The 13,119-nt window shown below is 58.5% G+C and carries 12 protein-coding genes and 3 pseudogenes; 6 read left to right on the top strand and 9 right to left on the bottom strand.

The features are described from left to right. Nucleotides 1–6 precede the first annotated feature (6 nt). The 5 genes and pseudogenes from NLN62_RS09655 to NLN62_RS09675 all read right to left on the bottom strand — a co-directional run. Nucleotides 7–1,140: pseudogene (locus NLN62_RS09655) on the bottom strand (IS701 family transposase); the annotation flags it as partial. 107 nt (nucleotides 1,141–1,247) lie between these two features. Further along, nucleotides 1,248–1,593: pseudogene (locus tag NLN62_RS09660) on the bottom strand (hypothetical protein). Then, nucleotides 1,593–1,859, bottom strand: a pseudogene (locus tag NLN62_RS09665) (transposase); the annotation flags it as partial. The pseudogenes NLN62_RS09665 and NLN62_RS09660, both read right to left, overlap by 1 nt. Nucleotides 1,860–2,333: 474 nt before the next feature. Next, the gene (locus tag NLN62_RS09670) at nucleotides 2,334–2,786 is read right to left on the bottom strand and encodes a hypothetical protein (protein ID WP_371932945.1); all 453 of its coding nucleotides are present in this window, start codon (nucleotides 2,784–2,786) and stop codon (nucleotides 2,334–2,336) included. Between the two features lie 661 nt (nucleotides 2,787–3,447). Further along, nucleotides 3,448–3,624: a hypothetical protein gene (locus NLN62_RS09675; protein ID WP_254108551.1), complete on the bottom strand. Its 177-nt coding sequence runs from the start codon at nucleotides 3,622–3,624 to the stop codon at nucleotides 3,448–3,450. Between the two features lie 336 nt (nucleotides 3,625–3,960). On the opposite strand from NLN62_RS09675, the gene NLN62_RS09680 reads away from it, so the two are divergent. After that, nucleotides 3,961–4,830 carry an ABC transporter substrate-binding protein gene (locus NLN62_RS09680; RefSeq protein ID WP_254108552.1) on the top strand — a complete coding sequence of 290 codons (870 nt, stop codon included), beginning with the start codon at nucleotides 3,961–3,963 and terminating at the stop codon, nucleotides 4,828–4,830. Between the two features lie 401 nt (nucleotides 4,831–5,231). Here the strand turns inward: NLN62_RS09680 and NLN62_RS09685 are convergent, their stop codons facing one another. Continuing rightward, complete coding sequence (locus NLN62_RS09685; RefSeq protein ID WP_254108553.1) at nucleotides 5,232–5,441, bottom strand: hypothetical protein; 210 nt, start codon at nucleotides 5,439–5,441, stop codon at nucleotides 5,232–5,234. A 201-nt stretch (nucleotides 5,442–5,642) separates the two neighbouring features. On the opposite strand from NLN62_RS09685, the gene NLN62_RS09690 reads away from it, so the two are divergent. Together NLN62_RS09690 and NLN62_RS09695 are read left to right on the top strand one after the other, a co-directional pair. After that, nucleotides 5,643–5,843, top strand: a complete 201-nt coding sequence (locus tag NLN62_RS09690; RefSeq protein WP_254108554.1) for a hypothetical protein — start codon at nucleotides 5,643–5,645, stop codon at nucleotides 5,841–5,843. Next, entirely contained in the window at nucleotides 5,843–6,046 is a 204-nt protein-coding gene (locus tag NLN62_RS09695; protein WP_254108555.1) for a hypothetical protein, read from the top strand. Before NLN62_RS09690 ends, NLN62_RS09695 begins: the two co-directional genes overlap by 1 nt. A gap of 178 nt (nucleotides 6,047–6,224) precedes the next feature. Here the strand turns inward: NLN62_RS09695 and NLN62_RS09700 are convergent, their stop codons facing one another. From NLN62_RS09700 to NLN62_RS09710, 3 genes are all read right to left on the bottom strand, one after another. Further along, nucleotides 6,225–7,289, bottom strand: a complete 1,065-nt coding sequence (locus NLN62_RS09700) for an IS630 family transposase (protein WP_254108556.1) — start codon at nucleotides 7,287–7,289, stop codon at nucleotides 6,225–6,227. 74 nt (nucleotides 7,290–7,363) lie between these two features. After that, nucleotides 7,364–7,696 carry a transposase gene (locus tag NLN62_RS09705; protein WP_256576085.1) on the bottom strand — a complete coding sequence of 111 codons (333 nt, stop codon included), beginning with the start codon at nucleotides 7,694–7,696 and terminating at the stop codon, nucleotides 7,364–7,366. Nucleotides 7,697–7,699: 3 nt separating this feature from the next. Then, nucleotides 7,700–8,476 (bottom strand): IS630 family transposase, encoded by a 777-nt coding sequence (locus NLN62_RS09710; protein WP_254108558.1) that lies wholly within the window; start codon nucleotides 8,474–8,476, stop codon nucleotides 7,700–7,702. Nucleotides 8,477–9,885: 1,409 nt separating this feature from the next. On the opposite strand from NLN62_RS09710, the gene NLN62_RS09715 reads away from it, so the two are divergent. The 3 genes from NLN62_RS09715 (at nucleotide 9,886) to NLN62_RS09725 (ending at nucleotide 12,873) form a co-directional block, all read left to right on the top strand. Further along, nucleotides 9,886–10,557 carry a hypothetical protein gene (locus tag NLN62_RS09715; protein WP_254108559.1) on the top strand — a complete coding sequence of 224 codons (672 nt, stop codon included), beginning with the start codon at nucleotides 9,886–9,888 and terminating at the stop codon, nucleotides 10,555–10,557. Nucleotide 10,558: 1 nt separating this feature from the next. After that, nucleotides 10,559–11,119, top strand: coding sequence for a hypothetical protein (locus NLN62_RS09720; protein WP_254108560.1), 561 nt, complete (start codon nucleotides 10,559–10,561; stop codon nucleotides 11,117–11,119). A gap of 518 nt (nucleotides 11,120–11,637) precedes the next feature. Beyond that, the gene (locus NLN62_RS09725; RefSeq protein ID WP_254108561.1) at nucleotides 11,638–12,873 is read left to right on the top strand and encodes an IS701 family transposase; all 1,236 of its coding nucleotides are present in this window, start codon (nucleotides 11,638–11,640) and stop codon (nucleotides 12,871–12,873) included. The last annotated feature ends 246 nt before the right edge of the window (nucleotides 12,874–13,119 follow it).

Below are 13,119 nucleotides of genomic sequence, written 5' to 3' on the forward strand. Positions count from 1 at the left end.
GGACATCCCCTCGAAGTGGCCAAGGCCGATCTCCTGTTTGAGTTCGTAGTAGTCGCGCTCAATGCGCCAGCGCAGCTTGGCGGTGTCGACCAGCTGACGGAATTCAATGTTCGCCGGAAGCGTCGAGAACCAATATTTGGTGGGTGCTTCCTCGCCCTCCGGCCATTCGATCAGCAGCCATTCCTCCGGCCGGCTTTCGGCGAGCCAGTAATCTCGATGTGCCGCACGGATGCGCACACGGGCAAAGCGCGAGGATAAGCGTTCTGCCGTCCCCTCACGCCACGTGATCTTGCGCCAAGCATCCATTGGCAGACCAATCGCAAGCTTCTTAACTGAGATCGGTTGATACTTGCCATCACGTCGCAGCAACTTCGGAGGTCGTCCGCTCCCCGACCACTTCTTCGGCGCCCGCGGCCCAGTGCCAGGGCGCCATACGGACGTTTGTGGCTGGATGCCGGCCACATAGTTCAAGCCGAGATCTGTGATGTTCGTACGCAGATCAGTATCAGTACCATAGCCGGCGTCCATCAGCACTACGCCACGCGGCAAGCCCCCTGCACAGGCCCAGCGCAATTGCTCAAGCGCGATGGCCGGCTTGGTTTTGAAGGTGATCTCGTTGGGCACACCGGCTTTGCGCCGACGCGGACGGTCGGTCGCCCATTCCTTTGGTAGATAAAGGCGATACGCCACCGGCAGGCTCGCGTGATGGTTGGCAATCGAAAGGGTCACGGCGACCTGACAATTGTCTTGCTTGCCCAGTTGGCCGCAATATTGCCGTGCAACCCCGACCGAATGCCGCCCCTTCTTAGGAAAGCCCGTATCATCGATGATCCAAGCTTCGATCTCTCCGTGGCGTTCGATGCTCGGCAGCACTAACTCACGGACTTTGGCCAACACTTGCTGGTCCGACCAGTCGCCTTGACCGACAAAATGCAACAACGACTGGTGCTGCGCTGCTGTCCGCTCAGGAGCCGTGATGGCCGCCATCGGCTCGACACTCTTGCGATCGCAAGGCATCATCAGACCGGTGCAGTAATCGCGAAGCGGTTTGGCTCGGTCTGCGTGTCCGATCACGCTCGTAAGACCCTCAACATACGCCGAAAACCGCGACGCGACGTCCCCCGATTTTGCCAGACCCATCTCAGCCTCTCCGCATGCTGAAAAGATGAGTCTTCTCAAATACATGATTCTTCTCGGTAAACGCCGCGACACTCTGACTCAGTAAGACTAGCAGGCTGTTGAAGAACTCAGCCGCGTTCGCAAACGAAGCCTGAATCGTCGCCATTGTGGATGTAGAAGTGGCCGACAAGCCTGCCCGCAGTGCCGATCATCGCCCATCCGCGACCGCAGGACGGATCATTCTCGTCGTGCCCTTCCCATGAAAAACTCGGCGCAAGCCGATCCGTCGCGGGTGCCGTAGCGCACGTCCAGGAAGCCCTTGAGAGCCCCGAAGACGATTTCGCCATCGGACTTGCCCTGGAAGGTGAGATGCGCCTCTTCGACAAGATCGAGGAAGTCGCTGTCCCAGACGTCCATTTCGACGATGCGCCAGCGGCCGACAAAGGCCTTGGCGAAGCCGGGCACCTTGGCCATCAGCCGGTCTCCGCGATCAACTTGGGCAGCCGCACCAGATTGTAGGCGGTGGCAGCGAAGGTAAAGGCCCATGCGACGCGATCGCGACCACGGAAGCTGGTCTTCTCTTGCCTGGCGACCGTCTTGATCCAGCCGAATGCCTCCTCGATCCGCTTGCGGATGCGCTGGCTGACGGCATAGCCGCCGTGCCGGGTCGTTCGCCCGTCAATCGCAGAGCTACGGCCGCTGGTGTTCTGCGCAACATGCGGCGTCACGTTCATCGAGCGAGGCGCAGACATAGAAGCCCACATTGATGGGCTATCGGCTTTTGGCCGAAAAGAATGCTTTTCTTTCCCGAATTTTCGGAAGAGCGGCCGTTAAAATTGGAGCGCCGCCGCGCTCGAGATCTGAGTGGTTGATAGGAAATTCCCTGCCCCCCGGCCCACTTAGAGCCCAGGGACGGGCTGTTTGCACGCGGCTCTGATATAATTTTAATCTCTGGCTGAGTCCGAGTCGGAGGACCCTTGCATGTAATGAGATTAATGGCTCCGTCTTGCTGTTGGTCTCGGTTGCGAAAGGGTTATGCCGGCTACAGTTCTGTATGAACCTTATTGCGCCAAGCCACACTGGTCATCCCGATCCGCACCAGCTGTCTTTCTTCCCTAAAGGCAAAACGGGTGTGAGGTACCCTACACCCAGCGCAAAATGTCGCGATGGGCCCAGGAGCGGTCGTCTCAAGTCACCCGCATAGTGAGCTAGCCTCACTCGCGGGAGCGTTCTGGCGGTTGAGGATTGTTGGCAGGATTGCTGTCGAACTTAGATATTTGATTGATGATCCCGCTACGGGCGACCGACTGCAAGTCCGCTTCTAGCGCGTCAGCAATCTCCCTTTCATAGACCTCTTGATCATCCACGTAGAGCGTAAAGGATTTCAAATACTTTTCCTTCTTCGTTGGATCTTCGATCGTTGCCTTCGTCCACCGATAGAGCGGATAACTTTTGACGCCGTTTTCCTCTGCCGCGGCGACATACTCCGCAAAGGCGTCGAACTGACATTTCGGTGCCGCGCCATGCGCCGTGAGTATATCGAATAGAGGCCTCAGTGCCGGATCGCGAAACTTTCGACGTAGTGATTCCGCTACCGCAGTATCGCGGACATCAAACCTAACTTGATATTGCCACTGAGAGGTCACGAGGCCGTACCGTTTCGCCATGCATTGGCCCATTCTACGCCAGTTCGCTCTGGTTACAAAACGAGACAACGCCGACTTCTGTCACAAAGCTTAGCAGACATTATGTGACGAACTTTAGATTCACGGGACTAGTTTGGCGGATATCGATACCGCGGCATCGTATTGCGCGAAAAGCCGCGGTGATGCTCAATCACATTAAACACCGGATCTAATTCAGTCGCCATGGCGCATTTGCCCCAGGCTACACAACATCGGCACTACCAATCCTGGTAGGTGCTTGCAGCACTTTTCCGCGATACTCCTTGCTCGCCCCCTTGGGAATTGAGCCTCTCGGGGGCAAGGTGATCAGTCTCGCTAATTCGAGGGCGAAGGCGGGCCACCGAAGTTTGCGGCGCCTGGTAGGGACAGCGCTTATGGTCCAACGCGAGCGCCGAGTTATCGCCGCTAACTTAACTGGCAGCGCGAGCGCGGTAGGGACAGCGTCATCGGCTTCCAGACGCTGAGTCGCACTCGCGCTGCCTCCAGTCCACGCGTGCGCCGCAAAGCGGAGCAATACGATACCGAGATTATTGCCTCGTATGATTTGAAAGAGACCAAACCAGACGCGCACGAAAAGTTCATCAATAAAGCGATCGAGCACAAGTTTTCTGCTCCGGCCAACCAAAGCCGGGCCTTTCGCTGTTCAGCGCTTCTCGATGCAGCATTGCAGCATCGCGTCCTTGCGCGCGATCGATTTGCTCACCTCGTGCAGCGTGAAGGCGAAGCTTGCGAGCACGATGACGTTGATCAGGACCAGCGCCAGGGCGAGCGGCTCAGTTCGCAGGCCCTCAACTATGTTGTTGGCGAGTTGTCTGACCATATCGGCTCTTCTCGACCATAAACGGAGCGGCGCTTGTCACGCGCTCCTTCCTCCCAACGCGCCAAAGGCCACGAAAACTCGTGCACGGTGCGAATATAGTGATATGGTTCGAGCACGTTGTCGACGTCAAAGGAACGGCTCTGCGGCTTCAGCGCTTTCGAGAGTAAAGCGGACATCAATGCCCGCTGAATCCGTCGAAAGGCACAACCTGGGCATTTCTCGATAAGCTGGGAAGCGTGCCATAAGGGGTCAAATGAGGCGGTGCTCGTTTGCGCGGTGCTGGCGGTACTTTCGCCAAGATGCGCAGAATCTGCGGATCGCGTCTGGCGCTTAGGCGTGCTCTCGCTTCCCGACCGTGGCGCTATCCGATCTGTCACGCTGCCCTACTTGGCGGCCCGGGGCTTCGTCGAAGGCCGCAATCTAGTTGTTGATTTTCGTGTGGGTATCGAGGAGCAAATGCCAGCACTGGCGCAGGCCCTTGTTGGCGACAAACCCGATGTCATCATTGCCTCTTCCGATTGGTCGCTCCACGCTGCTCGCGCAGCAACGAGGACAATTCCGATTGTCGCCGCACCAATGGGCGCAGACCCGGTCGGCGCCGGTGTTGCCGAGAGTTGGGCGCATCCGGGTGGCAACGTCACGGGCGTTTGCCTGATCGCCCCGGAACTTGAGGTCAAGCGGCTGTCCCTGCTTCGTGAGGCCTTGCCGTCAGTGCATCGAATTGCAGTGATCTCCGCTCATCGCAAGATCGTGGAAGCCGGCTTCGCGCCCTTGCGCAAGGCTGCTGCCCAAGCCGGACTGGAACTGGTCGAAATTTGGGTCGAGGGCCCGAACGAGTATGCAGCCGCGTTTGATGCGATGCGCAATTCTGATGTGGAAGCCCTCGTGATCGTGCCGACCCCGGAGCTGAACCGCGACCTTGAAAAACTCGGCGCGCTTGCGGTGAAAGCCGGATTGCCGACGATTGGAGGCTCCCGCGAGGCCGCTCAAAGCGGGCTTCTGATCGGCTATGGCCCCAGCATTGCAGAACTTGAGCAACAGGCGGCAAGCTATGTGGAGCGCCTGTTCAATGGCGCGCAAGCTGCCGATTTACCGTTTCAAGGTCCCACCCATCTCAACTTCGCCGTCAACATGAGGACAGCCAAGAAGCTTGGCCTCACCATCCCGCCGTCTTTGCTCGTGAGCGTCGACGAGGTGATTGAATGAGTCTGCAACGAAGTGGGGCACCTCTCGTTGAGGTCCGCTCAGCGCGGAAAAGCGGACTAGATTTGCTCTCGTTGAGTTCTTCGCCATTTGACCGGATTATGGTCCGGCCGCGCGTTGCAAGAAGATTTCGACGACCTGGCGGTGAGCGGTCTTGCATCAATGTATCCGGCCTCTGTTTGGAGCGTGACCGCTAATCAGATCGCATGCGCGCTGATATCCATGATGGTCCGGAGCAGAGGCCTCGACCGGGCCATTCGGGTCACGCGCTCGGGCTGATCCGGCTTGTTGATAGTTTCGGTGTCGTTCATTTCGTCCGTCCTTCCTCGCCTGCCTCGCAAACTCCAAGGCTCACCCCGCCCTGCCTCGCCTTGCCGATCCATGCCTGACCTCGCCTGCCACCCCTAAACTGCTTCCCTCAGTGCGAATTTGATGCGGTCATCGGTGCTTGCCCGCCACCAATCCGGTAGATCGATAAATTCTGCATCCGCGCGGTCATCGCCAGGACCAGGCCACACGCCGCTGCGGTAGCAGTCCCAGAACATCTTGGCGGCCAGCTCATTGAGGGCATGGCCGCGCGCCAGGTCCTCGTCCTTGAGGGTCTGGGCGCGCACGCAATAGGGCGACTTGCTTTCGACCCAGAGCAGCGTGAACGATGAAGGCCGAGCGCGCGGGCACCGTCTAGCACGAGCGCTCCTTGCTGGGTGTAGCCGTAATCGGTGATCGAGCGCTGCGTGTCGCGATAGAGCACGCTGCGCGTCGTTTTCAGATCGACATAATCACCATCGCTGTTCGGGATCTGATCGGGCCTCGCCTTGAGCCAGAAGCCACGCGGGTCGCGCCAGATCTGGGCCACGTTCAAGGGCCAGAAGGAGCCGTGCTATTTCCCGCCCCTCGACGCGGACCCGGATCAGTTCACGCTCGGCAAGCTGCGGCCCAAGCGTAACGACAAGGGCTTCATCATGGGCTCGCCGCTGATCGACCGACCAGTGATGCGTAATTGGAGTGTTGGCTGATGTACAGTTTTCTCCTGGCAAACGAACACGGGCACGCGGGCACTTCGTTCGCAATGCCGGTCGTGGCGGCCGAAGCCGCGCGATATCTCTCGATGCTCGCCGAGTTCAAGGCCATCAGATGCAGCGCGAGGACTGGGCCGCAGATCGGGGCTGGCATCATCCAGCATGAGGAGAGCTTTGCGGCCATGCGCGCGGGTCGATAATCCGGGGCGTAGGGCGGTCACGGGGAGGTTGATGCGCGAAGCGGCGTTTCCGAAAACGCAGGCCCACATTCAATCCCGCACGACGGGCGACTCGTGGTAAAGCTAGGTCACGTCACCCGCGCGACTTGGCGGTCACGTTTCATGGCGGCCTCGGCCTGCGCGTCGCTAGTACCCGGAATCAGAGCTGAGTGATACGGCGGCCTTTGAAGGGGCGTTGACGAACCTTTTTCTTGGTCCAGACGAAGGGCTCGGCTTTGTCGTTGTATGCGTTGACGTAGGCATCGATGTGTTCCTGAAGGCGCTTGAGGCTTGTGAAGGAGGTGCCGCTGAACGATTGCCCCTGCAAGATTGAGAACCATACCTCGACCTGATTGAGCCAGGACGCACTTGTCGGCGTGAAATGGAATTGCACATTGGGATGGGCCTTGAGCCAGTCCTCGTTCTTCTTGTGGGTGTTGAGGTTGTCGAGGATGACGTGAAGCTGACGGTTCGGAAAGGCCGCGGTGAGGCTGTTCATGAAATCGAGAAACTCGACGCGGCGACGGCGTTTTGAATGCCTTGCGATGATCTTTCCGGTGGCGACGTCGAGCGCCGCAAACAATGTTGTGGTGCCATGCCGCTTGTAATCGTGGCTCTGGCCGATCAAGGCGCGGCCATTGGGCAACTTCAGATAACCCTGCGCTCGCTCCAAAGCCTGGATCGAAGGCTTCTCGTCCACGCAGAGCACAATAGCCTTCGCCGGCGGGGCGACGTAAAGGCCAACAACATCGGCGGCTTTGGCCGTAAAGTTCGGGTCGTTGCTCTCGCACCAGGACTTGCGAGCTGCGAGGTCAAGCTTGTGGCTGCGCAGGAAGCGCCGGACATATTGGACGTCAACATCGCCCAGCGCCTCGGCCAGCAGAGGACCGGTCCAGCGCGCAAACCCTTGCGGGGGCGGCTTATCCAGCAGCTTCAGAATCCGCTTGTCGGTCGTCTTCGTATAGATCGGCTGCTTGCCAGGCCGCGGCTTATCTCGCAGCCCTTCAAGGCCATGGTCGGCATAGCGATGCCGCCAAAGGCTGACAACCCGCGGCTGGACCCCAACTTCCTTGGCGATCGAGCGGGTGCTGCGCCCGGCCGCCGCCAATAGAACTATCCGTGCCCGCTTCAAATCGCGCTGCAATGTCACCGGTGAGCGACAACACGCCTCAAGCACCTTGCGATCTTTCCTCGAAAGGTGGACTTCTCTTGCTTCGGGTATCATCCATATCTTGAATCACGACTCACGATCTAAGAAAAGTGGGTACTAGGTCAGCGTTTTCGTGGTTCGAATCATATTCAGGTGGCCTCGGCGAGCTTGTAGGACCAGGTGTGGACGACAGGATACCGATTGACGTCGTCGATGCCGGCCATGATGCGCTCCTTGAGTTCGTGTTTTGAGGTCACCCGGATATGGCGCAGGACGGAACGAGCGAATTTGGAGAAGAAGCCTTCAATGAGGTTGAGCCAGGAGCCGTGCTTGGGCGTGAACGTAAACTCGAAGCGGCCTGCCGCTCGTGTATCGAGCCAGGCTCTGGTTTCTTTCGAGATGTGTGCGGAGTGATTGTCGAGAATCAACTTGATCGCGGTACCCGCCGGATAGGCAGTATCGATAAGTTTGAGGAATTCGATGAACTAGCGGCTGCGGTGGCGATCTTTGACGAGAGCGTGGACCTTCCCGGTCAGCAGATCAATTCCAGCCAACAAGCTGAGTGTGCCATGACGTTTATACTCAAAATCGCGCGCAAAGGCCGGATAGACGCCTGGCACGGGTGGCAAATCCGGAGCCGTCGCCGCGATCGCCTGGATTCCAGGCTTCTCATCGTAGGAGATGATTGCCACCCGCTTGCCCGATTTCTTCGACTTGGCGGTGCCCTTCTTCAGGACCTGGACCTCGCGATAGACACACAAGACCTCCGCCATTTTCTGCTCGAACTCGGCATCGCGACGTTCCAGATAGTAGCGTACCTTGTGCGGCTTAATTTCCTCTTGGCCGAGAATCTTGCACACCGTGCCCTGGACCAGGTTGGCAAGGCATTGGTGTCCCGCCGACGGGCCATGTTCACGCGCATGGCGTGCCAGCAGCCGCGTCGTCCACAGCTCATGCGCGTAGCCGTGCTCCTTGGCTTTGTCGCACGCCAAAGACACCAGCCAGGCCTTGGCCTCCGCCGTGATCACCGGCTCCTTGCCCGGTCGCGGTCGGTCGTCGAGTGCGGCCAGCGCACCATTGGCTACCGCCCGCTCGATGCAGCGCTGAACCGTCTGATGATGCACACCAAGTCTTCGTCCCACGGCAAAGAACGACGGGTTCTCGCGATAGGCCAGCAGCATTGCTGCCCGCGACACCCGGCTCGCCGACTCGGTTCGAGACCGCGAAAGAGCCGTCAACGTTTCAACTTCCTTCTCAGTCATCGCCAACTCGACTGCTTGCCGCCATGTTGCCATGATACCAACCCTCGTTCGGACAATCCCAAAACGAGGAATCCACGAACACACTTCCAGTTCCGTGCCGGTTTCACGGAATCGGTCGTCTAGGGGTCAAAAAACCAAGCTGTCAGAACTTGCTTTCGAGCCCGCTTGCGACATGCCTTCGTCACCTAACCAAGGCCTCAGACGCTCTAGCTACTTTCCTTGGGGCTTGCGGCCTCTCTTTTGGCGCGAGGTGGTGATGACCATCGCACGCAGGCCGTCGTGGATGCGGCAGAGACTGTAGTGCGTGACGTGCAGCGCGAAAGACCAGATGATCCGCAACGAGATTGAGGTGGGATGCTCGCCATTTGAATTTGCAGCAGCCCATTGAGATACTCCTTCATTTGCGCCAGATCTCGGGCTGTTCGCTCCGCGACAACTGCTTGGGCGGCCACTCGGATAGCCGCCTCGTACTCCGGGCGCGTGAGCATGATTTGATCAATGACTGTGGTGGTTGCAGTCTTCATCTTTGGCGATGTTGTCTAGGAGCTCACATTGGTCGGCCAACTTGGCATATGTTTTGGAGATGCTGACCAAGACGCACAATCGCCTAGGCGACACATCATCGGCTCTCGACATGTCCCTGTAGATCTGAGCTAGTTCGCGATATTCTTTAGGTCTCAGCATGCCCATAGCTCCGCGACACATCGGCGTTTCTCTAGCTCCGCGACCGCACCGCAACCATCAATGCGTATCAGTTGAAACTGCATCATATGGCCTACTAACTTTCGTAGGCGTACGCGACCTCCTATCTACCTATATTTAACTGCATCATGACCTCTCGCGGAGTGTCCTATGGTGAGACGAGGTCGGATCGGCAAATCGCTGCATGAACGGCTGACGGCAGTTGCGAAAGAGGCGCGGGACAAGGCGTCGCGGTTGCCCCCGGGACCGGAGCGCAATAGCTTGCTCATCAAAGCCCAACAGGCAGAAACAGCGTCTCAGTTCGACGAATGGGCCAAATCTCCAAGCCAAGCGCCCAAGCCGTGACGCAACCCGTGCGCCCGCCCGTGGTGCGTTATCTGGAACCCGCAGCTACTCGTCATAGGCTCAGACAAACGTCTCTCAGCGGGCTCCGTAGATGGCAATCGCCCTCGGAGCGGCTCTCGCCATGGTCGCGATGCGGCGCGGCGGGGCGCACCGTTGGGGCCGAACGTCATCACCAACCAGGCCGTCTGCTTTCTTCAGCAAGGCGGCCTCAAGCGGGGCACTGGCCCAAACTCCGGCGGTGACGAAATGATGCAGCTGTTCGCCGCTGCGGCCGCAGCCATCAATCTTGCCCGGAAAAACGATGGATCGACGGAAGTCATCGATCCCTCGCGGCGCTCGATCTGGAGGCTGGGACGAAACATGTGCTGATCGCGTGGCGCAAGAAGGGAGGGTGGCGCTTCGCCTATGACACGGCTAAGATCGAAACTCTCTTCATCGAGTTCCCCGAACTTCCAATTCCCACCGCCGATTGGGCAGAGTTAGGCTGGACGAGGCTCGGTTTCCAGACCGGTAACCTAACCCTGTACTTCGCTTCGATTGCCGCAAGCGGCCGCATCGAGGTGAGATGGGGCAGAGACTTTCTCACTCTCTTGCTGCGTCACCGCCGTGCCGAAATTTGCATCGATGCTCGGGGCAAACTACGTGGTAGCGATGCGGGCCTGATTCTGGGGCCGCTGCAGAGACTCGGCAGAATTGTAAAGCATCGATTTGAGTTGACGTCAGGCCTCCCGTATGCGTTTAGTTCCTTCGTGGGGCAACCGAACTTCATTGTTAACGCAGCGTTAATAGCTGGAATGTTCGGATCTGACTTGGCGATTGCCGAGTCGCAAAGGGAGATCAGCATGGCTATGGCAACGGGTCGTCTGTATGGCCCACCGGAGGAACGGAAAGACGCGAATTACAGTTCGCTTCTCGGGTTCGTTGCTCAGCCTGTACGGATCGATCCGCACACCCACGATGCCGAGCAGAGCCCGCAGATCAATCTCAGAGACATCGCGGAAACCATTCGTCGGTCGACATCAGCCACGGAATAGCATGACTGGTGCGCCGCCTGCGCCTCTAACGGCCGACGAGCAGTTTCCGCGGTCGACAAATCTACCTAAGCAATCTCCGCTGTTTTGGGTGGCGGAGAAGGATAGGTATCTTAGGCAATTAATGATACGCGACATTCAGGCCATGACCGGCCGGACGTTGCTCGTCTATTTTGCCTCTATGGCTGACCAGCGAGCACAAATCAGCCTGGGCGACGAGGTCTATTTCACGGAGATGTTGCGTGACGCCAAAGGCGGCCCCGTGGACCTCCTTATTGAGACCCCAGGTGGCTACACAGATCCTACAGAAAAGATTGCATCTCTGCTTCGGACCCTCGCGCCGGATCTACGGGTGATCGTGCCCTGTCGAGCAAAGAGCAATGGAACGATGCTTGCGCTCGTGGGATCGAATATCATCATGGGACCTGCCTCGGAACTCGGCCCAGCTGATCCGTTCATTTCTCTCGGACCAAACAATATCGTCCCCGCGCATTTTTTGATCGGAGTGGAGGGGGTAGACCCGGTTTTTGTGCAGGCTGACAGCACGCTATCGCACAAACTATGAAGCTCGCGGAAAACCTTCTCACCACGGGCATGATGAAAGGTAAGCCGCCTGGCGAGATAAACTCTGTCGTCCAGGCCTTAGCTTCGCGACAACAGTACCCCTCTCACGGTTCGGTCATTGACGCCGATGAGGCGAAGCACCTGGGCCTTTCGGTGACGAAGCTCGGTTCTTCGGATGACCTGTGGCAACGGTTATGGCTGTTGCGGTGCATGTATGAGCATGACATTCGTCGCGCTGGAGCCATCAAAATATTCGAAGGTCCGTCCATCAGCAACAGCCTGAGGGCCGCTTAGACCGGCGGCAGCGAAGGCCGCGAAGATCAACACGATTGGAAGAAGCTGCCTCATCTAGAAATGCTCTCGCAACCGGAAGGCGAGCACAAGAGGCGGTGTGAACAGACCGAAGCGCCCCGACGGGGATAGATATCTCTTAAAACACGGAGGGCGAGTGAAGGTCACTGGCGCACGGCCTAGCATCACAGTTGCGTTTTTCGCGGAGTTCTGAATCCATGGGCAACCATGATTCGAATGTCGTGGGCGCGGGCCGCGTCGGTTGAGGAGACGCTTGCGTTGTGGGCGGCGTCGCTTCGAGAGATCAAGCAGCGGATACGTCCGTTGTTCACGCAAGAGCGTGTTGCGACGAATGCGGGTCTGTTCCTGGAAGGTCTGCTCGGAGATGAGCAGCGCAAGACCGGTTGGATGCGCGCGGAGGCGGCAGGCGATCCTGGCCCATGGCGGCAGCAGGCGATTCTGGGTCGTGGGGATTGGGACGCCGATGCCCTGCGCGATATCGTGCGCGACTATGTCATCGAGCATTTGGCGGATGACGATGCGGTGCTGGTGATCGACGAGACCGGTTTTCTCAAACAAGGCAAAGCGTCATGCGGAGTGGCGCGGCAATACACTGGTTCGGCAGGGAAGATCACGAACTGCCAGATCGGCGTCTTCGCTGCCTACGTTTCGCGTCATGGCCATGCGTTCATCGATCGCGCGTTGTATCTTCCGAAGGAATGGACCGACGATCCAGATCGTCTGGAAGCCACCTATGTGCCTGCTGATGTCGGCTTTGCGACCAAACCAAAGCTTGCGACGAGAATGATCGCACGCGCGATAGCCGCGTCTGTACCATTCAAGTGGGTTGCCGGTGATACCGTCTACGGTGTTGGCAACATCGAACAGCAACTACGTCGGGCAGGCAAAGGCTACGTGCTTGGGGTCAGCAGCGCTCATGTGTTTCGATCCTGGGGCAAGCGACCGCCGGTCGCCGGTACGGCTGCAGACCTCGCCCGGACGCGACGCTCATCCGACTGGAAGCGCCTGTCGGCGGGAGCCGGAACCAAAGGACCGCGGCTGCACGATTGGTGTTATCTCGAGTTGGCCGATCTCGAGGCCGAGCAGTTCAACAGTGCAAATGACGGCTTGTGGACACGCGGTCTACTGATCCGTCGTCGCATCGCCGATGATGACCTCGCCTTCTTCACCACCTGGTGCCCAGCGGGAACCGCCATTGAAACGCTGGTCGCGGTCGAAGGCCATCGATGGGCGATCGAGGACAGCTTTGAAACCGCGAAAAACGAGCTCGGGCTCGATCACAACGAAAGCAGATCCTGGCATGGCTGGCACCGTCACGTGTCCTTGGTGATGCTCGCCTTCGCCATAATGGCCGCGATCCGACATCGCGCTAACCCGCCACCGCCCAAAAAAACGAAACGGCGCCCCCCGGCAAAAGCCAAAGCGCAACCACCCCACCGCTGATCCGTTGGTCAATCCAGGAAATCCGCCGAATTGCTATCAGACTTGCTCGAAAGCGGATTCAACCCGCACACATCATCGCATGGTCTTTCTGGCGCAGAGCTCACCAGGCTGCCGCTCAACGCGCCCACTTCAAATCAAAACAGCAACTGTAATGCTAGGGGATTTTGATGCGCAAAGCAGCGTCCCCGCTAGGTGTAATCCGGTAGCTCCCGCTGGTACTCCGACTTTCAATCCGGTCGTGAGACA

It is taken from the genome of Bradyrhizobium sp. CCGUVB23 (genome assembly GCF_024199885.1).
GTDB lineage: Bacteria > Pseudomonadota > Alphaproteobacteria > Rhizobiales > Xanthobacteraceae > Bradyrhizobium.